This window comes from Clostridium estertheticum (assembly GCF_011065935.2).
GTDB classification, from domain to species: domain Bacteria; phylum Bacillota; class Clostridia; order Clostridiales; family Clostridiaceae; genus Clostridium_AD; species Clostridium_AD estertheticum_A.
In genome coordinates this window covers 2,979,752-3,001,917 of record NZ_JAAMNH020000001.1, presented here as the reverse complement: position 1 = coordinate 3,001,917, position 22,166 = coordinate 2,979,752, and the positions used below count along the sequence as shown (strand labels likewise).

The window sequence follows — 22,166 nt, the reverse complement described above, 5'->3', positions numbered from 1 at the left end:
AACAATGAACATCATTTTTAATTTTTTAAGTAGTTTATTAAATTCAATTTTTAACTTTACTGGGGATTGGGGAATAGCAATAGTTTTACTTACCCTAGTAGTGAGGTTAGTACTCTCACCAATGTCTTTTAAACAAAAGAAGTCTATGCAACAGCAGCAAAAGTTTTCTGTAAAAATGCAAGAACTTAAGGAAAAGTATAAGGATAATAAAGACAAACTTGAAGTAGAAATCAAAAAACAATCTGCTGAAAGCGCAAAAGGTATGGTAGGATGCTTAGTTACTCTACTTCAATTGCCTATTTTAATGACTATGTGGAGTGTATTCAATAAAATTCCAGTGAATGCGGGAACATATCTTATACCTTGGGTATCTAGTATTAAGATCTCTGACAGTTATTTTATTGTTCCATTGATATATGTGATTGTATCGGTAACTCCAAGCCTGCTTTCATATGTAACTTTATTAAAAATTGAAGGTCAAGCTACAATTAGTAAGAAAAACATAATAATAATGGCAATAGTTGGTTTGTTTGTTTCTAAAGCGGCTCCTATTGCAGTAGGTATATATCTAATCACTACAAGTGTGTTTAATTTCTTAGAAGAGCTTGTTTTTAGAATGTATATGAGAAATTTAAAAACAGAAAATTCATAAATATTAGAATAAAAATCCTGCTAACTTTTTTTGTTAGCAGGATTTTTACTAGACTCGCTACCCATAAGTATGAAGTATACCAAAAGTTTTATACTTTACAAATACCACCATCATTGACACTGCTCGGATTATTCCGATGATAGCTATCCAAATTATGATTTGAACTGATAGATTGATGATTGGATATAGTACAATCATCAGTACCACCACCATTATCAAATCTACAACAGAGTCAAGTTTTTCTCCTAGTTTGCTTGTGGTGCATGTTTAGGGTCTTTCTTATGCTATTAATGCTTTGATATTGTATAAACTTCCTTAAAGCTTCCATCAAAGCTAACAAAGAAAATTTTCATCCCAGATTCAGTAACTTCTGTTCTAATAGCAATATATTTATCTTGATTTTCAGTGGGACCCCCACCTATGATTGTTGGAAAAGAAATTTCTTTACCATCAGGCTCTACTACTGTGGGAACATGAGTATGACCAGAAAAAACTACATCTATCTTCATTTTAGTTAATAAATTACTCCAATCCATTTGATAAGTTTTTAAAGAAGCTACTCCAGTAGTATTATTATTATTATTATTATTATTACTCATATTCAATGGGATATGGACAAAAGCAATTTTGTATTTTGCATTTTTATATTCATCACTTTCATATATACCCTGCAACCACTTTGTCTGCAGCTGTCTATAATTTTCGAAATCTGTTAAACCACTATATTCCTTGTCTGAATCTAGTTTGTCCTCACCAGAGTCGAGGACCACTGCGAAAATAGGTCCAAAGCTAAAGGTGTAATAGTATTGATTATTTGGAAGTGCTAAATAGTTAGGCAAATCTCTAGCTGCACCACCTCTTGGCTCATGATTACCTCGAACGAAATAAAAGGGTTTTTCACCATTGGTTGTAGCGGATACAGGTTTTAAAATTTTGCCAATAATGTCAGAAGTACTGTCTAATGTATTGATAGTGTCACCATTTAAAACAGCAAAATCATAATCACCCTTTGATAAGAAATTTTTATATATATTATTATTTTCATGTATATCACTTAGAGTATAGAATATTAATTTATCCTTTGAACTTAAATCACTATAAGTTTTAAAGCTACTTAGGGTTGTGTTTCCATAGTTTACGTTATTCTGATAACTATGATTGATTTTGGTGCTTAAAACCCTATAAATTATTGAACTAAGCTGAGGAGAAGCTATTACTACTTTATGGTTTTTGGTGTTAGCATCGATTAGGCCATTATTAGACATAAAGGCTTTTTTCAGATGATCTTTATCAGGACCATATTCTACATAAGAAGTGCTGTTTTTGTCTGTGGTCCAAAGTATTGCAATACTGTTTTTATCTATAATTTGAACATTTGGACCAGAAGTTATTTTTACATTTTCAAAATCCATAATTTTTACAAGTAATAATATACACGCAACAACTATAGCGAAGTAATAAAATATAGGAATTTGGCTGATTTTCAAAGTAGGACTAAAAAAAATTAGGATAAAAAATAGCATAATAATAAAAAAATAAGGAGTGGGGGACTTTAGGTAAGAGGTTACTAGATATTGTGAACCCTCCATTCGGATAAATAAGTAAATAGTAATAGCTGATAATAATACCCCCAGTATAATTGGAATTACTATATTCACAATAGCAAGAGGGCTAATAAGTTTCTTTTGTTTGTTAATTAATACAATAAAAAGTATAAGAGAATATATAAAATATAAAGTATATAAGGAAAATAAAAAGGTGGAAAATGGTAATCGATTAAGAAATGGCGTCTTGGTATCCCTATCTATGAAATACCAAAAGGGTCTCATAGACAGAAAAATCAAGACATTAAACATAGATAAAGTTAAAGTAGAGGTAAAAAAACTAATAATTAGTGGCTTTAAAAATTTACTTTCCATTTTTTCCTCCTTGTTATTAATGTTATAGTTTACTATTTGATTATTATAAAAAGAAGCTAATTAATTAGTGAATAAAAAAATATTTTAAATAAAATAAATCGCTTGTAAAATATGGAAAATGCAATTATGATTAAGTTAATATCTAGACTAGTATAGATAGGTTCAAAACTTTTATCGGGGGGAGTTAATTTATGAATATTAAAAATGGATTAATTGTTTATACTTTAAATAACATAAGAAAAGAATGTAATTTTTATAGCAATATTGATAAGGAAGATTTTAAAATCATTATTAATAACTATGTTGAAGCTGATGGCTTAAGAATAAATGTAAAAATTATACCAAAGATAAAACTGGAGGTTATTACTTTTTTAATTGAAATGGATGAAAAAATAGAAGTGAAAAGTCATGTTTTTCTTAATGGATATCAAACCTGGACTAATAGCCGGGAATTTAACTTAAAGGAGTGCATACCAAAACTGAAAAAAATTGCATGGCCTATAATGAGCGTGTATGGGGATTATGGTTTTTATGAAGCATTTCATAATAAGCTACAGAGCTTTACATATACTTATATTAGATGGGAAAATAGTATTAAGTTGTTTGGATCAATTTCCGAAAAGACAGGTTACACTGTTTTTGAATATGATAACAAAGAAGAAAATATAAAGGTAATAAAGGATTGTAGCGGACTTGTAATAGAGTCAGAATATGAAGCTTTTAACTTATTTTTTATAGAAGGCGAGGAGAATTACTCTTTTGATAAATATTTTGAAGCAATGAAGCTACCAAAACCAAAAGTTCCACATTGTACTGGGTGGACTAGTTGGTATAATTATTATACAAAAATTACAGAGAAAATAGTCATTGATAACTTAAATGCTTTTAAGTCAAGGGATATACCTATAGAGATTTTTCAGATAGATGATGGATATCAAGAAACTTTGGGGGATTGGCTTCATGTAAATAAAAAATTTCCTAGTGGTATGGGATTTATAGCAAGTGAAATAAAAAAATCTGGATATAAGGCAGGGATATGGCTTGCACCCTTTGTATGTGATAAAAAATCACTAATTTATAAGGAGCATCCGTCTTGGATTCTAAAAAAGGTAGGTTTTAATCCTGGTTGGAATGGTTTTTTCTATGTTCTTGATTTTTATAATGAGGAAGTAAGAGACTATATTAAAGAAGTATTTCATACAGTACTTAATGTATGGAATTATGATATGGTAAAGTTGGATTTTCTTTATGCAGTGGCCTTAATACCTAGAAAAGAAAAAACAAGAGGTCAGATAATGTATGAGGCAATGGAATTTCTAAGAGAGATATGTGGAGACAAAATTATTCTAGGTTGTGGCGTGCCCCTTGGATCATCATTTGGGTTCACAGATTACTGTAGAATAGGAAGTGATGTGTCACTTTCTTGGGAGGATAAAATTCTCAGTAGTCTCCACTATAGAGAAAGAGTGTCAACAATAAATTGTATAGAGAGCACAATTGGTAGAAGACACTTAAATAATCACGCTTTTCTTAATGACCCCGATGTTTTTATTATAAGAAGTAAAAATAATAAACTAACCCAAAATCAAAGATACACTTTGCTACTGATAAATCTTATATTTGGTGGACTTGTTTTCACTTCAGATAATATTAGCGAATACAGTGAAGAAGAAATGCAACTTTATAAATCTATATTTCCTATTAGGGAAAAGATAATTAAAAATGTATCTTTTTCTGATGTGGTTAGAATTAGATTTATGATTGATAGCAATGAATATTTAGCTTTAAGTAATTTAAAAGCGAGTAAGCTTGATGTAGCAATAGAAACTGGAAGTTATATCAACAAAGAAAAAGGGCTAATTGTTAAAAATACCATAATAACGCTAGAACCTTATGAATCTATATGTCTTATAAAAGCGGAGACCTTAGAAAAGAAATACATGGAAAGCACAAATATATTTATGCTGTAGTTCAAATTTGCATTTAATACCTCGGAAAATATTTCATATATTTACCAATCCAAGTGGGGGGGAATTATAAAATGAAGGAGCAAACTTACCGTACCTCTAAACTCGAACGAATTTCTTATGGTGGTTACTTTTTTGGACAAAATGTTATCTATACACTGCAATTTCAGTTTCTAAGTTTTTATTATACAGAAAGTGTGGGCCTCTCAATTGCCTCTGCATCATTACTCTTACTCATCGCACGTGTGCTAGATGCTTTTTATGACCCATTTATGGGTGCACTTGTTGATAAGCATCCCTTTAAAAATAGTAAGTACCTGCAATGGCTTCGCATCGTAACCTATACAGTTCCACTTTCTCTTGTTTTTGTATTTTTTAACTTTGGTCACACTTATAATGCAAAACTTATTATTGCTTATGTCACCTATATACTGTGGGGTTTGCTCTACACAATGTCAGACTCTCCACTATTTTCACTGTCTACGGCTATGACAGACAATGTTTTTGAACGGGATAAGTTGATTTCTTATGGTCGATTAGCAGCGGCACTTGCCGCAATTTCAAGTGCAGTTTTTATGTCACTACAAGGTGTAGTTGGTTGGACAGGTTCCATTGGAATCTATGCACTTATATCATTTTTAGCAATGCTTCCATTGCAGTTTCTTTGTAAAGAACGTATACAGTATAAACGCAGCAAGAACATTACTTTTCGTAAAATATTCACTTTTTTATTTAAGAATAAAAAATTACTGATCTATTACGTGGGCTTCCTGGCAATAAGCTCTACTAATTCACTACAAACTATGGCTGTTTATTTTGCTAACTCCAATCTTGGTAACAAAGGTTTGGTTACTATTATAATGGGTATAACAATAATTCCTGTAGTTATACTAGCCCCCATGTTGCCAATGCTTATTAAAAAATTTGGAAAGAAAAATATTACTATATTTTCCTGTATTATGACCATTTTTATGTGTATCATACAATATTTTGTTGGTTATAGTAACTTTAATCTTTTTTTAGCAATAGCAGCGGTAAGAGTGGTATTCATGCAATTGCCTTTACTGATTTATGGTATGTTTACAGCAGATTGTATTGAATATGGTGCATATATAAATGGAGAACGTACCGAGGCTATTTCTTTTTCAGTACAAACGCTTATGACAAAGCTATCGGGAGCGCTATGTGTAACATTATGTTTGCAGTTGATGGGCTTATTCGGTTATGTAGCTCAATCAAATACTCAAACTCCAGATGCGCTGCATGGAATATGGATTATCATGAGTCTGGTTCCAATTAGCGGTTATTTGGTAATGCTTATAATTATGACTTTTTTCTACAAACTTAGTGAAGCGCAAGTGGCTGAAATGATGGTGTCTAACCAGTTAAGAGAACTTTCAGCAAAAGAGTAAATAAACTATTAATAAAGGTAGGGTGTTTTATAATGAATAGCCTTAAATATACTTCTAACAGTCGTATTAAAGAGCTTCTACAAAGTCCTATCGGTCATGATATAATAGCCAAAATATTACTTCAAATGGGAAAAAGTATGACTCTTGTTAATAATCCAATTATTCGTAATATACGCCTAAAGCAATTAAGCCTTCTAGCTCCTAAAATTGTGAATAATGATTTTATATCCACACTACTGACTTTACTTAACAGTGAAAATGACATACCACTATCAAATGATTTAAAACCTAAAGAGATTTGGTGGAAAGAGGTGGTAGTTTATCAGATTTACCCTAAAAGCTTTAAGGATTCAAATGGTGATGGCATTGGAGATATAAATGGCATAACTGAGAAATTAGATTATCTGAAGTCGCTTGGAGTTGATGTTATATGGTTATCTCCAATTTATGACTCTCCAAATGATGACAATGGTTATGATATACGTGATTATCGTGCCATAATGAGTGAATTTGGTAATATGGAGGATTTTAATAATCTGCTTCAAAAGGCCCATTCCTATGGTTTGAAAATCATTATGGACTTGGTTATTAACCATACATCTGATGAACACACATGGTTTAAAAGTGCATTGAAAGATGATAATTCGCCCTATAAAGACTATTATTTGTGGAAGAAATCAGAGAAAACTGATGTGCCACCTAATAACTGGACTTCGTTTTTTAGTGGAAGTGCATGGAATTACTACAGTGAAAAAGATCAGTGGTGTCTGCATTTATTCTCAAAAAAGCAGATGGATTTAAACTGGGAAAACCAAGCACTACGAGCTGAACTACATGACATGATTAAATGGTGGCTAAGTAAAGGTATTGACGGTTTCAGGTTAGATGTTATAAGTTATATCTCTAAATCACCTGGTTTGCCAGAGGGAAATACTCTTATAGGGGAGATGATGGGTTACTGTGGTATAGAACATTATTTCTATGGACCCAGGCTTCATGAGTATCTCAAAGAAATGAGAAGTAGAACTTTTGACAATTTCGATGTGTTTACCGTGGGTGAATCACCGGGTACTGGTATGCAAATGAGTAAACTTTTAACTGCTGATTATCGAAAAGAGCTTGATATGGTATTTAGTTTTGATCATCTTGAAAACCCTGGCAAAGTGAGATTTGATGATTATCGATATGATTTAAATTATCTTAAGAAAATATTGATTGATTGGCAATTAAATTATGGTAACAGCTGTTGGAATACACTGTTTTTTGAAAATCATGACAATCCCAGAATGATTTCAAAAATCAATCCTGATCCACAGTATCGTGATGTTTTGAGTAAACTGCTAGCAGCTATTCAATTCACTTTAAAAGGTACACCTTTTATTTTTCAAGGACAAGAGCTAGGCATGGTTAATTCTGATTTTAAGTCTATAGATGAAATAAAGGATATTGAAAGCATCCAACTTTATAATGAATTAATGGTCAGTATGAATAAAGAAAGTGCTCTAAGAAAAATAAATGCAGGAAGTCGTGACCATGCTAGAACACCAATGCAATGGAATGGAGAACTAAATGCTGGGTTCACTACGGGTACACCATGGCTCCATGGAAACAAAGATTTCGAAAATTGTAATGCTGATATTCAAATTAAAGATAAAAATTCTCCTTTTAATTTTTACAAAGCAATTATTGCATTACGCAGGGAGAACAAGGCCTTGATTTATGGAGAGTTTATACCCGTAAAAGAAAAAACTAAAGACTTATTTTGTTATTATAGACAACTTGATGGGATTAAGTTTTATATTGAAATCAATTTATCAAATAAAGAAAAAGCAATACCTAAAAGTAGTAGTAATTACAAAGAATTACTGTCAAATTACACCGAAAAGAGTAAAAAACTTAGAGCGTATGAGGCTACGATATATAGTGTTAGTAATTAGATTTAATGTAACTTTAGCCGTTTCAATGATTACAATATGTTCATTGAATATTTAATCTTTTAATCCTCAATAGTACTGTAGTGTAATATTGAGGATTTTTGTTTTTTAATCATTTATACATAAATTAATATATGAATTTCAAGTATTGTCATTAAAAATAGCGCGTGACATAAATTAAATAATGGTATAATTATTTTACAAGATCATAAAAAGACATGTGTTGTAAATGAAGTAGAAACTGAAAATAAAAAGGTACTGGAAGATTTTAATAATGCTATCCATCAATTTATAAAATAATATTTGTGAGGTATTCAAAATGAAAATCAAACAATATAAGTCAATTTCTTTTGCCATATTAGCAGCAGCATTATATGCTATTAGTGCACCTGTGTCCAAACTACTACTAAAAGAAATACCTCCTACACTAATGGCATCATTTCTCTATCTAGGAGCAGGACTTGGAATGTCCATTGTTGGATTTATTAAGAAAAAGAAATATAAGAATAAAACGGAAGCCAGACTTACTAAACAAGAACTTCCATTTACAGTTGGAATGGTTGCATTAGATATTGTAGCACCTATATTTCTAATGGTTGGACTTACCATGACAACTTCTGCCAGTGTATCACTACTTAACAATTTTGAAATTGTTGCAACCTCACTAATTGCGTTATTAATATTTAAGGAATCTATCAGTAAACGACTATGGGTTGCTATTTCTTTAATTACTATATCAAGTATTATTTTATCTGTAGAAGATATGAGTAGTTTTTCCTTTTCTTTTGGTTCAATTTTTGTGTTGCTTGCATGTATCTGTTGGGGACTTGAAAATAACTGTACAAGAAAGTTATCTGTAAAAGATCCATTAGAAATTGTTGTAATTAAAGGATTTGGGTCTGGAATTGGTTCTTTACTAATTGCACTTGTATTAGGTGAACAAATAAATAATGTCCTTTATATTTTGGCAGCACTCCTATTAGGATTCTTTGCTTATGGATTAAGTATATTCTTTTATATCTATGCTCAAAGAGATTTAGGAGCAGCAAGAACAAGTGCATATTATGCTATAGCACCATTTATTGGTGTGGGATTATCACTGATAATTTTTAGAGAAATACCAACATTCTCATTTGTTATCGCATTAGTAATTATGATTATAGGTACGTGTTATGCTTCAACAGAAGTGCATAATCATAAACATAGTCATAATGTAATAACTCATGAGCATAGCCACAGTCATGATGAGGGTCATCATAACCATACTCACGATAAAACTATTATCGGAACTCATAATCATAATCATACTCATGAGGAATATATTCATTCACATAAACACACACAAGATATTCATCATAGTCATGATCATTAAATTACAATTAATTTTCTTTCAGCCTGTAGGTGCGAGAATTAAAAAAGATAGCAAAAACATAGTAATAAAGTATTCAAGAGAATGTTTTTAAAGGGTTATTTAAAAATGATAATTATAGCTATCCCGTTATTAATGTGGTAAATGAAAGTGATTATAATTTTATTAAGGAGCAAAAGAAAAGTTATGAACTTGGTAAATTTCAGTTATACAACTTTAACAATTGGAAAGCTACAAAAGCTATAGTTGATGAGCTTAAAAGTGATCTAGAGATAACAAATAAAACCACAAAAGAGCTATTTTCACCTTTTAATAGTTATGAAAGTATGCTAGAAGTTGCTTCGAAAATTTTTTATAGGACCTATCATTGGGATTATGTTAGCTTTTGCTTATACTATAATTTTCAATCAAGATAGCACAGATAATGGAAGTATGTATTTTATATATTCTAATGTAATAGTTTCGTTAATATTTTCGCTTATACAAGTAGTTTATTATTTTATCTGTAAAAAGATTTATTGTGATGAGATATTAGAAGAGCTTTTGATATAAAATCTTCTTATCTTAGGATAAGAAATTTTTTTCATTTTTAAAAAAATATATTTGATGAAAACGTGTTATAATTATATTTCTAATTAAAAAATAAATAAAGCCTTAGTTTAGAGAATACCTTTACGTAAGGTTATTTGTTTAAAGAATAAAATGGAGGTAACTACATATGGAACAGAAGAAAAGAAAAACAAAAATTTTAAGACCTAAATTTGATAGCGATTTAGATATTATAGAGTTATCTAAAGAAAATATTGAAGATGAAAGTGTATTTTCCTTTGGAACAGTTAGTGATTGTTCTTTAGAAAACCATAAAGCAGACAGAGTGGCTTTTAAACAAGTAATATTTAAAAAAGTTATTTTTAATAAAATAACTTTCAGACGTATAGAAATGGTAGATGTGAGATTTGAAAATTGTGATTTATCAAATGTTGATTTTAATGAGGCTTCATTAAGTAGAGTAGAATTTGATAATTGTAAAATTATTGGCATAAATTTAAGTGAAGCTACTTTGAGAGATGTAATTTTTGAAAATTGTAATGGTCAATTAGCTTTTTTTAGTTATTCTAATTGTAAACAAGTTGCATTTCTTCAATGTCAATTACGTTCTTCAGATTTTCAAAATTCAAAATTTTTAAAAGTTGAATTTCAAGAGTCTGATTTAACTCAGTCTCAAATGAATTTCACAACTCTTAAAGGAATAGATTTTACTACTTGTGATATTGAAGGTATAGGAATAAATATTGCTGATGTGAAGGGCGCAAAAGTTACCTCCATGCAAGCCGTTTCTCTTTCTACCATACTAGGTCTTATTGTTATATAAAATTTAATATGACTTTCATCTATCTTCTTATCTTAGGATAAGAAGATTTTTTAATTTTAAATTAATGAATGCGACATAAAAATGCCGTAAAATTGTTATGAATTTACGGCATTTACGACTCTAAATTTTGTTTTTTATATTGCTTTATTTTTCTTCCTTCTGCATATTTAGATATGCTTTATATAGAAAATCTTTGAGAACCAAAATTGTATCATCTAAAGAGTAATTATATGTTATCTTCATATCTTTTATCATCTCAGTGAATATTCTATGATATTGCTTACAATCTACGGTGCTTTGATATTCTCCAAGAATCGGATAAAGTTTAGTCCAGTCAACAACATAACCATCTGAGCTCTGCATAGATACTTCAGCTGTAACTGACTTATCATCCCTCAATAGATGATCACAACTTACTTTCAACACTTCAGCTAGTTTTGAAATTTTTGAAGTTTCTGGAAAAGTTAAGTCGGATTCCCATTTGGAAATAGTCTGCCTTGTAACTTCCAATAATTCAGCTAATTGGTCTTGTGTCAAATTGATATCTTTTCTTGCCTTAGCTATTTTTTCGCCTGTTTTCATTTTGTTCTCTCCTTTCGAATTTATGCTTAAATTGTAGCATTCTGCAGTAAAAAGACAAACCAACTGAGTGTTTCTAAAAGCAACCTGTAGTTGCTTTATGGATGGTTTTATTTTTTTGTAACGTCGTTATAAAATATTTAACTTTTCATACCACAATTGAACAAGACCTGATGTAAATTCCTTTGTGCTTTTTAAATTTAGTCGTTTGTTGGGCCTTCCATCTTTGAAAAGCCTAATTCCACTCCCTAGGAATATTGGAATTATAGATATTATAAATTCGTCAATCATATCGATTTTTAACAATTCATTTACAATCTCTGCTCCACCGTCAATAAAGATATTACTACCCGCTCTATTCTTTAAATCTTCAATTAGATTTTTTAAATTACCAGAATAACATTCTACATTCTCGTCAAAACCGGTTCTGGACCTTGAAATTACATAGCATTCCTTTCTTTATGTGGAAAATTCACACCGAAAGAAAGCACTTTATCGTATGTTTTTTTCCCATTATTACGGTATCAACGCCTTGAACAAACTTTTCATATCCATAATCTTCATTTGGGATTTCAACTATTGATAACCAATCTAGTTCATTTTTCTATACCTGATTATTCGTGCTTTTAGATTTAACAGTTACGACGCACTTAAATACAATTGCTAAGTTACTAACAAGAAAACCATAGCATTTTTACAACTTGTATGATATGATTTAATTGTAAAAATTAAACATCAATATATTAAGAATTAGGGTAGAGATTTAGCTCTATGACCCTATACCAACCTGCAATAGTAAGGTGGTTCAGCTAAAAACGATAAGGCGGTGAAGAATAATATGACATTCATCTATCTTCTTATCTTAGGATAAGAAGATTTTTTCATTTTAAAATGAATTTGAGGGGTTGGATAAAAATGAATACTACAGGATTTATAAGAGGGTATATGGTAAAAAATATGAATGCAGAAGGATATTTAAATGTAGTGGTAAACGCTTTAAGTATGGAGTTTGATACAAAAGTTTTGGTTCAAAATATTTCTGAGGATGATGTCAGAATAGTTATGGCAAACTTTGAAGTGATAATCAGTCTGAAGTATATTAATGAGCTTAGTAAGCCATATGGTATTGATAAATTTATTCTAGAAAGTCTAGCTAAGAAAGGGTTTAATTTAGATATAAATATAAGTCAATACATTCAGTATTGTTTTGGGATTTATAACTAGTGATGAAAAATTTATCTTTTTTAAGGTAACATAGTGACATATTTATTATCTCCAATATACGGTAAATATGGTATAATCAAATAAATGGTTTGTGTCAAATTTCAAAAAAATATAACTAGAAGGAGTCCTAAACAATATGAAATTCAAGAAAAAATTATAACTTTTTTAAAATTAATAGCGAGTCTGGGGGAATAATTAATGAAAAAAATAGTTTCATTTATAACTACTGTTTGTATTTGCATTTCACTTACGGGGTGTGCAAAAAGTTTGCTTACTGTAAGCAATAATATTAGTAAAAACACGTTTGATGAAGCCAAAGCAATATTAATGGTAGTAAAAGACCATCCAGACTTTCCTTCAAGCCAATCTGACACTATAACAAAAAAATTACCTACTGGTGGACCACAAGGTACAACAGCAAATGTTAAATTTACAACAAAAGTTGAGAACGCTGGTGAATCTATTTATGAAGTAACCCTTACAAAAGATTGGGGCATTAGTGTAAATGGGAAATATGCAAAGAGTTATTGGAAGTATACTGTCACCACAAATAGTGTAAATTTATTAGAGAGTATTGATAATGATAATCTTCCAAATACAATGAAGTAGCATTAAACTAGCACGTAATATTCTTAAAGGTTTTAAAATTACTATAACCTTGTAATTTATGACGTATCAAGATATCTTAATTTAAAAAGGAATCTAATAAGAGGGGGCAGGTGGTGTAGTAATTGTATACCTAGTATAAAAAATAAAAAGGCTATGATGTGAGTTCACGTCATAGCACTTATGTTTGTAAATATCAACAATTAAATTTATTTATAAGGAGAAAAAAATGAAAGAAATTTATATTAATAAAGAGGGGGGTGAGGCAAGAATCCATGAGTGGGGAAATGCTGAAAATCCAACAATTATATGTTTGCATGGCTTAGGAAGTACAAGTCTTAGTTTTATTGAGTTAGGACATTTATTAAAGTAGTAGAGGCAACACATTTACTTCACTGGGACAACCCTAACTTAGTAGCAGAAGAAATATTAAATTGGTTTAAGTAAAGGGTTTTTATTTAATATAAGAGTTAGTCTGTTACGAAATATTCTTTAGTGATGACATAGTATAACAAGGCGAAATAAGGATTATTTATATAATGCATAAAAACGTAATGAGGAGTAAAAAAAATGAGTGATATACAGTACAATTTACAATTTGAAAAATTGTGTAATATTTTGAAACTTGGAGAAATAGTTAGTGTGCCTAAAGCAATATCGGGTGGGCTTTTACACAGAATGTACGCTATCGAAACCACGCAAGGCAAATATGCAATTAAAGCATTAAACCCTCAAATAATGCTTAGACTTGTGGCAATGCAGCACTTTATCAATTCAGAACGAATTGCAAATATTGCATTAAATAATATGCCTGCTCTTCCAGCTAAGAAATTTAATGGCACTTTCATGCAAGAAATAGACAAGCAATTCTATCTTGTGTTCGATTGGGTAGATGGTAAAAGTCTGAAACCTAATGAAATCAATAGTGCCCATTGCGAAAAAATAGGTGGTATTCTTGCGGATATACATATGACCGATTTTTCAGGGTTAGGCATAATCAATGATTGGTCAGATAATGTACCGATAACAGATTGGAATTACTATCTGCAAAAGGGACAAAAAAATAATACAGTGTGGGTTAATCCGTTACTTGAAATCATTGATAAGCTTTACGATTGGAATGCTCAGGCAAATAAATCAGCAAAACAGCTCGGATCAGATATGGTTATTAGTCATAGGGATTTAGATTCTAAAAATGTTATGTGGAGCCAAGACAATCCCATTATTATTGATTGGGAGTCAGCTGGCTATACAAATCCTATGCAAGAATTGACTGAAACAGCTATTTACTGGTCTGAAAATGAAATAGGAAACATTGATAAAGAAAGATTTTTTGCTTTTATAGATGGATATAAAAAGAGATACGGAACACTACAAGCAAATTGGAGAATGGTCTTAGTAAATGGTTTTTTAGGCAAGTTAGGCTGGCTCGAATATAGTTTGAAACGGTCTTTATGGATTGAATGTACAGATGTCGAAGAACAGCAGATGGGAACTGCGGAGGTAACAGGAACAATAAACACCATTAGGCGTTATGCAGATATGATTTCTGAATTAGAAAAGTGGCTAAGTAATGAGATTTAATGACAATGGCAAGGGATTATAAGCTTAATTTGTATGAAAAGTGGTAGAAGTTGCGGAAAATGCTATTTGTCCGCATTAAATGCATATAATGATGTCCACATAACATTCGGAATACAGTCAAACATATTAGTAGATTTTGCTGATTTTATGATAAAAGAAATTGAAGATTTATATAATGGACAGTCCCTAAAATGTGACACACTTGATAAGTGGAGGGAATATATTAGAGATATCTGAAAAGCCATGTTTTAAAAAGATATTAATCAGTTAAAGAGTAACGGGGATATGTCGAACTTCTAGAATATGGCGAATTAGTATATGTAAAAAAGGAGTGTATCTTATGAAAGATTTATTTTTATCTATGCCAAGCAAAGAATATAAAAAGAGTTTTGAAGATTATGTTATAGCATATAAAAATGCAAATGATAATTATTATTTTACTAAATATAAAAAAGGAATGGAAAATTTTAATGAATATGTAGACGATTTATACAAGTATTCTAAAGGAATAGATTTACCTAAAGGATGGGTTATAACCTCAACATTTTGGTTAATTGATAATAATGAAGTTGTAGGAGTAGTAAGAGTTAGGTCTCAAGATGTAGGTACAGATGGGCATATAGGCTATGATATATCACCAGATTATAGAAAAAAAGGCTATGGTACTCAAATTCTAAAATTAGCATTAGTTGAAGCAGAAAAAATTGGTATAAAAGAGGTAATGGTTACTTGTAACATAGATAATGCATTTTCGAGAAAAATTATTGAAAAGAATAATGGTAAATTATTAGGGACTATTTTTGATGAAGAGGAAAATGAAAACCTATACAAATATAGTATTAGCACATCTAATGACAAATAATAAAATACTGATTTAAAGTATGATTATTCGCAGATTATTTATATAGATTTAAGGAGGATATTATTATGGAAAAAAGTCTTCTTCAATCACATTTAAATTTTCGAACATATGATATTATTAAAACAGCAGAATATTATGAAAGCGTTAATAATCAGTTGCTAAATTAATAATTTTGTAAGTAATATACGGTATTCTATTCGCTGTATGTGAGGAAGTGATTTTTATGAAAATAAGAAAACCAATTAACAACTCGGTGCAGTTAATATAATCTGATAGCGGATTGTGCCGAGAGTGTGGAATTTGGTATCAGTAACTGCACTGCTTTTCATCAAAATTAAATATGAAAAGGGGTTATGTTATGAAGGTTATGGAGCTAAAAGAATTCTGGTTGACTGAAGAAAAAAAGACTTTTCAAGGTTGGGATTTTTCGTACATTAGTAATCGAAAAACAGAAGAACCGTTACCATGGAATTATGACAGGATGGTTCGTCAATATTTAAATACCAATTCAAAATTGTTAGATATGGGAACTGGGGGTGGTGAGCATCTGTTGACTTTTAAACACCCTTATAGCAATACATATGCTACAGAGGCATATCTCCCTAATTTTGAGTTATGCAATAAGACACTAACGCCACTTGGAATTGATGTCAGGCAGGTTTTTAATGATGATTACCTGCCATTTGAAAATAATATGTTTGACATTATAATAAACCGCCAGGCATCTTTTGATATCAGCGAAGTTTACCGATTGTTAAAACCGAATGGTTTGTTTATTACACAGCAAGTTGGCGATTTAAACAACAATGAGTTACGAAGGTTTTTAATAAGTGATTTTAATGAAATTAACAGTAATGAACATACATTAAAAAGTAATTTGGGTCTAATTAAAAGTAAAGGTTTGACTATCTTAAAGTCAGATGAATGTTTTCCAAACCAGAAATTTTTTGATGTGGGAGCATTGGTTTATTATGCAAAAATTATTGAATGGGAATTTCCAAATTTCTCTGTTGATAGTTGTTTTAAGCAATTATGTCTATTGCAATCAAAAATTGAAGAACAAGGATTTATTGAAAGCAAACAACACAGATTTACTATTGTTGCTCAAAAACCTAACCTCGCATAGGATTATATAGAGAAAGAAATTTTTCTTATATTGTGACATAATATGTTATAAGGGGGTGATTTCATGAGGTTTACAATTTTAGGTAGTGGTGGTGCTATAAGAATCCCAAGAGCTTGTTGCTCATGTAAAGTATGTCAAGAAGCGAGGTTAAAAGGATTTCCATATAAAAGACTTGGACAGAGTTTATTTTTGCATGAAGAATCTATGTTATTTGATACGCCAGAAGATATAAATGAAGAGCTTAACATTTATAATGTTGATGAAGTGAAACATATTTTCTATACCCATTGGCATCCTGACCATACTTTAGGTTGCAGAATTATTGAGGTATTAATGGAAGACCGAAATGATAAAGTCCCAATTAATATTTATATGCCACCTGAAAAGATAGAAATTGCGTTTAACAAAAGTAATTCTATCTTTTCATTCTACGAACACCTAGACTATTGCAGGATTATAAATATAGATGCTAATATAATATTTGATAAGGTTTCTGTTAAAAGAATCAAACTACTTAACAATTTTGCTTATGCTTTTTTAATTGAAGAAGGCAATAAAAAAGTATTGTACTGTCCTTGTCATTCTATGTACTTGCCTATCATGGATGAATTATATAATGTAGATTTAATAATTATGGGTTTAGGTTACATGAATACCATTGAGGATGATGTAACAAGTTTTCAAAGAGATAATCTTAGAATTATTAATGATTTGAAACCGAAGAAGGTAATATTTACTCATATTGAAGAAGTTGATGGTTTAAACTTCGAAGACTATAAAAAACTAGAACAAAAATATAGTAATTTAGAATTTGCTTATGATGGAATGAATATAGATATCTAAAATAACGTAGAGTCATTTTAAAATTTTGAATCATGATATTCTTAAAGTTCGTCATAAACAACTATAAGAATTACTAAAGAAATCAGATAAACTGGACAGCCAATGTCTATAATGGTAAGCTAAAAGAATGAATATTTACATGGTGGGTATAGGGAATATCAGAGATATCTGAAAAATCATGTTTTATAAAGATTTTTCTCCGTTAAACAATAATGGGGATATGTCAAACTTGTAGAATATTATGAAAGTTAAGGTGGGAATATATGGAGATTAAGATTATAAGACAAAGTGTAAGTAAAAATATAAATCAGAATGATTGTATTATTAGGGAAGATATACAAAATCTAATTAAAAATTATAAAATTGAACTGAAATCTTTGAGTAAAATAACTGGAATAGATTATGTATGGTTAAAAGATTTTATGGATGAAAAAAATAATTTCCTTGATTTTTTTACTAACTTAAAGAATTTTAATGAGAAAAATAAAGATAGCATAAATAATTCAAATATTCCGAACCCTTCATATTTATCAAACATGATTTTTATGCTATCTGATGGGATATTGATGATAAATGAAGACGACAGAACTAAAGGAGTAATAGATGTATTAATAAGTGAGTTTGAAATTAAATATGAAACCTTAGCAATATATGCGAAACTTGAGTTAGAAGATGTTCAAAATTTTATGAATGATACGCATTCCATTTCCATTGAGAAAAAATATAAGTTAGCAGTAGCGAGTCTATTTTTGCATTATTTATTTAAAAGATTACATAATTAATTCGCAACTTTCTTATATGTCGTCACAAGTAACCCCATATCTAATGATGCGGGGTTTAATATATTAGGGGTAGAACCAGCATTTCTCTTATTCACACCAACAAGAATAAAAAACAACTTGGGTAGTTTTGCCTATCCCGCCAAAAAGGTATATTAGGGGCAAAATATATTATTAATATGGATTTTAGGTGTTTTCAAAGTTACACAATGTATTTGTGTAACTTTAACTTTCCTTAGTTAGCAACGTTTTTTGGTGTTTTATATGAGAAGCATAAATTAAATGTTACTTAATACTAATATTTGATATTGTTATGCAACATAATTTCTACTTTGCTCCTAACTCATAACCACCAATATGCTAATATACCTTTTTGGCGGGTAAGGTAAAAGCACCCAAAATGGAATGTTAACAAGAGATAAGGAAAGGAGTAGTTATAATTATGAGGATTAGCACCTTAAATTTACTTTTAAAAGATGCTTCGAAAAATCTTAGAAACAATGCTACTACTAGCATTGCCTCCATTGCTACAATAATGTCAACATTATTTGTTTTAGGACTATTTGTGCTATTCATGTTGAATCTTAAAATGGGTATTATCGGTATTTATTCCCAATTCGAAGTACGGGTGACTTTAAAAGATCATATAAAGATTACTGATCAGCAAAATATACGTAAAAAAATAGAAGCGGCAAATGTTGTAACTTATATTACTTTTGAAAATAATACACCCCTATCATCATCATATATAATTAAAGTGAATGCACCAGATGATATACCTAAAATAATTTCTCAACTTAATGGGTTACAAGGTATAAATAAAATTAACGGTACTCAAAACTTTCCGACGAAAATTTTGATAATAATTAAAATAATTCAATGGATAGGAGTGATACTTTTCCTTATACTTGTTGTAGCAACATTTTTTTTAATTAAATGTACAATAAAACTTGCAATATACCCACGACTTAATGAAATTAGTATAATGCAATATCTTGGTGCAACAGATTGGTTTATTAGATGGACATTTATTTTTGAGGGAATGATAATTGGATTTTTAGGAGCAGTGTCCGCAGTAATAGCAATTTATTTCTTATATAGTTTTGTATATAGACAAGTAAATTCTTATTTTGCAACAATGTTCATTATTTTTATAGATCCGTCTTTTATATTCACAACTATATCATGGAGCTTTATACTTATTGGAATAATTCTAACTACTATAGGAAGTATTTTGGTTATAAAAAAGTTCTTAATAGTTTAAAAAAAGGCATATTGGTGGTAAGCGGTTCAGAAAATAGCGTAGTGCTTACTTTAGCAAAATGAAATACAATAAAAATGAGCCTGCAACATTATTGAGTTGTTACAATGAATGCATTAAAAATGAGATAATTATAATTACTAAGGAGTGTAGCGTAAACAGATACTATGAACTTGGCAAAAATTATATAGCTATTTAATAGTGAGTTTTTTTAGCTTCCAATTATTCTAATAAATGAAAGTTAAAAAATGAACACTTAATTTATATGTGTGTGTGTGGAATATTGTAGGTATCTTAAAAATCATATTTTATAAAGATATCTGTCCGTTATAATAATAACGAGGAATGCCATTGGTTTACTACGTTAATTTCTATACAAAACTATTCTACATTGGTATTATATATGTTATTATTACTAAGGCAGTTGAAATAAAAATATAACCGATTAGTAAATTTTATTTCAATTGCTTTATGCGTAACTTAAAATACATATATAATAAATTAATGACAAAAGGAGACCTGGTAGCATGATAGATATAACAAAAACATATCTTCAAAACAAGTATAAAATAAGCTCAAAAACCCTAGAACTCTATGATATTGCAATACAAGATGTGCAAAAAGAGTTTGAAATTCTTGATGAAATAAGAGAGTTTAATCAACTTAAAGTCTTGACAGCATTGCAAGACGAAAGAATTAGTGACTCTCATTTTACAAATTCATCTGGATATGGTTATGGAGATATTGGACGCGATTCATTAGATAAAGTATATGCAAGAATTTTTAATTGTGAGAGTGCATTGGTTAGACCACATTTCGTAAATGGGACACATGCAATTGGGGCGGCTTTATTTGGTAATCTAAGACCTAATGATACCATGATGTCTGTATGCGGAACACCTTATGATACACTTCTTAATATAATAGGTATAAATGTTAAGGAAGATATAGGCTCATTAAAAGATTATGGTGTAAAATATAAACAATTAGAATTAAACAATAACTCTAAAGTTGATATTGACCTAATGAAAAAGAATCTACTAGAAGATAAGTCAATAAAGCTAATTCATATTCAAAGATCAACTGGATATGGTTGGAGAAATGCACTATTAATTTGTGAAATAGAAGAGATTATAAAAGCTGCTAAAGCTATAAATCCAAAAGTTATTTGTTTTGTAGATAATTGTTATGGCGAATTTATTGATGTTCAGGAGCCTACAGATGTAGGTGCAGACTTAGTTGCTGGTTCACTTATAAAAAATATTGGTGGTGGAATAGCACCTACAGGTGGATATATTGCAGGTAAAGAAAAATATGTAGTGCAGGCGTCCTATAGACTAACAACACCTGGTATAGGAGGGGAGTGTGGTTCCACTTTTGGAGTGATGCGTACTTTATTTCAAGGATTGTTCCTTGCACCTCATGTAACTATGGAAGCATTGAAGGGCGCTATCTTTTGTGCAAGAATTATGGAACTTGCAGGCTTTGAAGTTCTTCCTAAATATACTGATAAAAGAAGTGATATAATTCAGGCTATTAAATTTAACAATAAGGAAAAGGTTATTAATTTCTGTAGGGGTATACAAGAGGGTTCTCCCATTGATTCTTTTGTTCAATGCGAACCCTGGGATATGCCAGGATATGCAGATCAGGTTATAATGGCAGCAGGAGCATTCATTCAGGGCTCATCTATAGAGCTATCTGCAGATGCACCAATTAGAGAGCCATATATAGCATATTTACAGGGCGGATTAACCTTTGATCATGCTAAGATTGGAATACTAATAGCGCTTTCAAAAGTTATTTAACAGTATTAGTATATATGTAGTAAAAGAAAAACAAAAACCTGCAAATGTTATAAACATTGCAGGTTTTTGTTTTATACTAAATAATATTGTAGCGGTTCAGGTGATGATTTAATACTTTCTGTAAATACCAACAAGCACTCCTAAGATTGTACAGTCATCAATTATAATAGGGGACATAGACGAATTTTCAGGTTGAAGTCTTATATGGCCTTTTTCCTTGAAAAAACGTTTAATAGTTGCTTCATTATCAATAAGAGCTACCACTATGTCTCCATTTTTAGAGGTATTAATTTTCTCAATTATAGCTAAGTCTCCATCTAATATTCCTGCTTCAATCATACTGCTACCAGAAACTTTAAGCATAAACAATTCATTATTGGTTTTAGTAAAATTTAATGGAATAGTAAAGGTGTCTTCAATATTTTCAACTGCCAAAATGGGTATTCCAGCTGTGATTTTTCCTATAATAGGGATATCTATTAGTTCTTTTCTAATGACACAATCCTTTAATAATTCAATTGCGCGAGGTTTGGTTGGGTCCCTACGAATATATCCTTTTTTCTCTAATCTTTCTAAATGTCCATGAACAGTTGATGTAGATTTTAATCCTACAGCCTCACATATTTCTCTTACTGAAGGTGGATATCCTTTTAATTGAACTTGATCCTTTATGTAGTTATATATTTCACCTTGTTTATCTTTTTTTTGAGTTAACATAGAAACACCTCTCATTTCTCATTCGTATTAAAATTATACCATATATATGTAAAATAATCAAACTTATGTTCGGCTTTGAGGAAAGATGTATTAGTGTGTAATTGAATACAATTAATGCAATACAGATAGAATTTATTCACCCAGATGAGCTT

22 protein-coding genes and 1 pseudogene are annotated in these 22,166 nt (G+C 30.1%); 18 read left to right on the top strand and 5 right to left on the bottom strand.

What is annotated here, in order from left to right; translation table 11 throughout:
• Nucleotides 1-4 precede the first annotated feature (4 nt).
• On the top strand, nucleotides 5-652 hold the full coding sequence (yidC, locus tag G9F72_RS14305; protein WP_164955327.1) for a membrane protein insertase YidC: 648 nt from the start codon (nucleotides 5-7) through the stop codon (nucleotides 650-652).
• A 57-nt stretch (nucleotides 653-709) separates the two neighbouring features.
• On the opposite strand, the pseudogene G9F72_RS14300 reads toward yidC, so the two are convergent.
• Nucleotides 710-901, bottom strand: a pseudogene (locus G9F72_RS14300) (CDP-alcohol phosphatidyltransferase family protein); the annotation flags it as partial.
• Nucleotides 902-939: 38 nt separating this feature from the next.
• On the bottom strand, nucleotides 940-2,064 hold the full coding sequence (locus tag G9F72_RS14295; protein ID WP_164955326.1) for a metallophosphoesterase family protein: 1,125 nt from the start codon (nucleotides 2,062-2,064) through the stop codon (nucleotides 940-942).
• Between the two features lie 698 nt (nucleotides 2,065-2,762).
• Between G9F72_RS14295 and G9F72_RS14290 the strand changes: the two genes are divergently transcribed.
• From G9F72_RS14290 to G9F72_RS14265, 6 genes are all read left to right on the top strand, one after another.
• Nucleotides 2,763-4,541: a glycoside hydrolase family 36 protein gene (locus G9F72_RS14290; RefSeq protein ID WP_164955325.1), complete on the top strand. Its 1,779-nt coding sequence runs from the start codon at nucleotides 2,763-2,765 to the stop codon at nucleotides 4,539-4,541.
• A 71-nt stretch (nucleotides 4,542-4,612) separates the two neighbouring features.
• Nucleotides 4,613-5,950, top strand: coding sequence for an MFS transporter (locus tag G9F72_RS14285; RefSeq protein ID WP_164955324.1), 1,338 nt, complete (start codon nucleotides 4,613-4,615; stop codon nucleotides 5,948-5,950).
• Nucleotides 5,951-5,982: 32 nt separating this feature from the next.
• A complete protein-coding gene (locus G9F72_RS14280; RefSeq protein WP_164955323.1) occupies nucleotides 5,983-7,887 on the top strand; it encodes an alpha-glucosidase in 1,905 nt (634 codons plus the stop codon).
• 316 nt (nucleotides 7,888-8,203) lie between these two features.
• Nucleotides 8,204-9,256, top strand: a complete 1,053-nt coding sequence (locus G9F72_RS14275; RefSeq protein WP_164955322.1) for a DMT family transporter — start codon at nucleotides 8,204-8,206, stop codon at nucleotides 9,254-9,256.
• Between the two features lie 134 nt (nucleotides 9,257-9,390).
• Entirely contained in the window at nucleotides 9,391-9,669 is a 279-nt protein-coding gene (locus G9F72_RS14270; protein ID WP_164955321.1) for a hypothetical protein, read from the top strand.
• 302 nt (nucleotides 9,670-9,971) lie between these two features.
• Complete coding sequence (locus G9F72_RS14265) at nucleotides 9,972-10,625, top strand: pentapeptide repeat-containing protein (protein WP_164955320.1); 654 nt, start codon at nucleotides 9,972-9,974, stop codon at nucleotides 10,623-10,625.
• A 144-nt stretch (nucleotides 10,626-10,769) separates the two neighbouring features.
• Here the strand turns inward: G9F72_RS14265 and G9F72_RS14260 are convergent, their stop codons facing one another.
• Together G9F72_RS14260 and G9F72_RS14255 are read right to left on the bottom strand one after the other, a co-directional pair.
• Nucleotides 10,770-11,207: a helix-turn-helix domain-containing protein gene (locus tag G9F72_RS14260; protein WP_164955319.1), complete on the bottom strand. Its 438-nt coding sequence runs from the start codon at nucleotides 11,205-11,207 to the stop codon at nucleotides 10,770-10,772.
• A 126-nt stretch (nucleotides 11,208-11,333) separates the two neighbouring features.
• Nucleotides 11,334-11,645, bottom strand: a complete 312-nt coding sequence (locus tag G9F72_RS14255) for a dihydrofolate reductase family protein (RefSeq protein ID WP_202054821.1) — start codon at nucleotides 11,643-11,645, stop codon at nucleotides 11,334-11,336.
• 474 nt (nucleotides 11,646-12,119) lie between these two features.
• Between G9F72_RS14255 and G9F72_RS14250 the strand changes: the two genes are divergently transcribed.
• The 11 genes from G9F72_RS14250 to G9F72_RS14200 all read left to right on the top strand — a co-directional run bounded on the left by G9F72_RS14250 (nucleotide 12,120) and on the right by G9F72_RS14200 (nucleotide 21,297).
• Entirely contained in the window at nucleotides 12,120-12,428 is a 309-nt protein-coding gene (locus G9F72_RS14250; RefSeq protein ID WP_164955318.1) for a hypothetical protein, read from the top strand.
• A gap of 198 nt (nucleotides 12,429-12,626) precedes the next feature.
• Nucleotides 12,627-13,037 (top strand): hypothetical protein, encoded by a 411-nt coding sequence (locus G9F72_RS14245; RefSeq protein ID WP_164955317.1) that lies wholly within the window; start codon nucleotides 12,627-12,629, stop codon nucleotides 13,035-13,037.
• 226 nt (nucleotides 13,038-13,263) lie between these two features.
• Nucleotides 13,264-13,407, top strand: a complete 144-nt coding sequence (locus G9F72_RS14240) for a hypothetical protein (RefSeq protein WP_164955316.1) — start codon at nucleotides 13,264-13,266, stop codon at nucleotides 13,405-13,407.
• 197 nt (nucleotides 13,408-13,604) lie between these two features.
• Nucleotides 13,605-14,618, top strand: a complete 1,014-nt coding sequence (locus tag G9F72_RS14235; protein ID WP_164955315.1) for a phosphotransferase — start codon at nucleotides 13,605-13,607, stop codon at nucleotides 14,616-14,618.
• 33 nt (nucleotides 14,619-14,651) lie between these two features.
• Nucleotides 14,652-14,855, top strand: coding sequence for a hypothetical protein (locus G9F72_RS14230; RefSeq protein ID WP_224676134.1), 204 nt, complete (start codon nucleotides 14,652-14,654; stop codon nucleotides 14,853-14,855).
• A 103-nt stretch (nucleotides 14,856-14,958) separates the two neighbouring features.
• Entirely contained in the window at nucleotides 14,959-15,480 is a 522-nt protein-coding gene (locus G9F72_RS14225; RefSeq protein ID WP_164955314.1) for a GNAT family N-acetyltransferase, read from the top strand.
• Between the two features lie 358 nt (nucleotides 15,481-15,838).
• A complete protein-coding gene (locus G9F72_RS14220; RefSeq protein WP_164955313.1) occupies nucleotides 15,839-16,606 on the top strand; it encodes a class I SAM-dependent methyltransferase in 768 nt (255 codons plus the stop codon).
• A 63-nt stretch (nucleotides 16,607-16,669) separates the two neighbouring features.
• Entirely contained in the window at nucleotides 16,670-17,449 is a 780-nt protein-coding gene (locus G9F72_RS14215) for an MBL fold metallo-hydrolase (protein ID WP_164955312.1), read from the top strand.
• A gap of 263 nt (nucleotides 17,450-17,712) precedes the next feature.
• A complete protein-coding gene (locus G9F72_RS14210) occupies nucleotides 17,713-18,231 on the top strand; it encodes an HTH domain-containing protein (protein WP_164955311.1) in 519 nt (172 codons plus the stop codon).
• Between the two features lie 439 nt (nucleotides 18,232-18,670).
• The gene (locus tag G9F72_RS14205; protein ID WP_164955310.1) at nucleotides 18,671-19,492 is read left to right on the top strand and encodes an FtsX-like permease family protein; all 822 of its coding nucleotides are present in this window, start codon (nucleotides 18,671-18,673) and stop codon (nucleotides 19,490-19,492) included.
• Nucleotides 19,493-20,016: 524 nt separating this feature from the next.
• Nucleotides 20,017-21,297 (top strand): aminotransferase class I/II-fold pyridoxal phosphate-dependent enzyme, encoded by a 1,281-nt coding sequence (locus G9F72_RS14200; RefSeq protein WP_164955309.1) that lies wholly within the window; start codon nucleotides 20,017-20,019, stop codon nucleotides 21,295-21,297.
• A gap of 108 nt (nucleotides 21,298-21,405) precedes the next feature.
• On the opposite strand, the gene lexA is transcribed toward G9F72_RS14200, so the two are convergent.
• Nucleotides 21,406-22,014 (bottom strand): transcriptional repressor LexA, encoded by a 609-nt coding sequence (gene lexA / locus G9F72_RS14195; protein ID WP_164955308.1) that lies wholly within the window; start codon nucleotides 22,012-22,014, stop codon nucleotides 21,406-21,408.
• Nucleotides 22,015-22,166: the final 152 nt, after the last annotated feature.

What these genes read in the sequence shown, in the direction of transcription:
- yidC (WP_164955327.1), top strand. Translation starts at nt 5, where the DNA reads ATGAACATCATTTTTAATTTTTTAAGTAGTTTATTAAATTCAATTTTT.
- G9F72_RS14295 (WP_164955326.1), bottom strand. Translation starts at nt 2,064, where the DNA reads ATGGATTTTGAAAATGTAAAAATAACTTCTGGTCCAAATGTTCAAATT.
- G9F72_RS14290 (WP_164955325.1), top strand. Translation starts at nt 2,763, where the DNA reads ATGAATATTAAAAATGGATTAATTGTTTATACTTTAAATAACATAAGA.
- G9F72_RS14285 (WP_164955324.1), top strand. Translation starts at nt 4,613, where the DNA reads ATGAAGGAGCAAACTTACCGTACCTCTAAACTCGAACGAATTTCTTAT.
- G9F72_RS14280 (WP_164955323.1), top strand. Translation starts at nt 5,983, where the DNA reads ATGAATAGCCTTAAATATACTTCTAACAGTCGTATTAAAGAGCTTCTA.
- G9F72_RS14275 (WP_164955322.1), top strand. Translation starts at nt 8,204, where the DNA reads ATGAAAATCAAACAATATAAGTCAATTTCTTTTGCCATATTAGCAGCA.
- G9F72_RS14265 (WP_164955320.1), top strand. Translation starts at nt 9,972, where the DNA reads ATGGAACAGAAGAAAAGAAAAACAAAAATTTTAAGACCTAAATTTGAT.
- G9F72_RS14260 (WP_164955319.1), bottom strand. Translation starts at nt 11,207, where the DNA reads ATGAAAACAGGCGAAAAAATAGCTAAGGCAAGAAAAGATATCAATTTG.
- G9F72_RS14250 (WP_164955318.1), top strand. Translation starts at nt 12,120, where the DNA reads ATGAATACTACAGGATTTATAAGAGGGTATATGGTAAAAAATATGAAT.
- G9F72_RS14245 (WP_164955317.1), top strand. Translation starts at nt 12,627, where the DNA reads ATGAAAAAAATAGTTTCATTTATAACTACTGTTTGTATTTGCATTTCA.
- G9F72_RS14240 (WP_164955316.1), top strand. Translation starts at nt 13,264, where the DNA reads ATGAAAGAAATTTATATTAATAAAGAGGGGGGTGAGGCAAGAATCCAT.
- G9F72_RS14235 (WP_164955315.1), top strand. Translation starts at nt 13,605, where the DNA reads ATGAGTGATATACAGTACAATTTACAATTTGAAAAATTGTGTAATATT.
- G9F72_RS14230 (WP_224676134.1), top strand. Translation starts at nt 14,652, where the DNA reads ATGAAAAGTGGTAGAAGTTGCGGAAAATGCTATTTGTCCGCATTAAAT.
- G9F72_RS14225 (WP_164955314.1), top strand. Translation starts at nt 14,959, where the DNA reads ATGAAAGATTTATTTTTATCTATGCCAAGCAAAGAATATAAAAAGAGT.
- G9F72_RS14220 (WP_164955313.1), top strand. Translation starts at nt 15,839, where the DNA reads ATGAAGGTTATGGAGCTAAAAGAATTCTGGTTGACTGAAGAAAAAAAG.
- G9F72_RS14215 (WP_164955312.1), top strand. Translation starts at nt 16,670, where the DNA reads ATGAGGTTTACAATTTTAGGTAGTGGTGGTGCTATAAGAATCCCAAGA.
- G9F72_RS14210 (WP_164955311.1), top strand. Translation starts at nt 17,713, where the DNA reads ATGGAGATTAAGATTATAAGACAAAGTGTAAGTAAAAATATAAATCAG.
- G9F72_RS14205 (WP_164955310.1), top strand. Translation starts at nt 18,671, where the DNA reads ATGAGGATTAGCACCTTAAATTTACTTTTAAAAGATGCTTCGAAAAAT.
- G9F72_RS14200 (WP_164955309.1), top strand. Translation starts at nt 20,017, where the DNA reads ATGATAGATATAACAAAAACATATCTTCAAAACAAGTATAAAATAAGC.
- lexA (WP_164955308.1), bottom strand. Translation starts at nt 22,014, where the DNA reads ATGTTAACTCAAAAAAAAGATAAACAAGGTGAAATATATAACTACATA.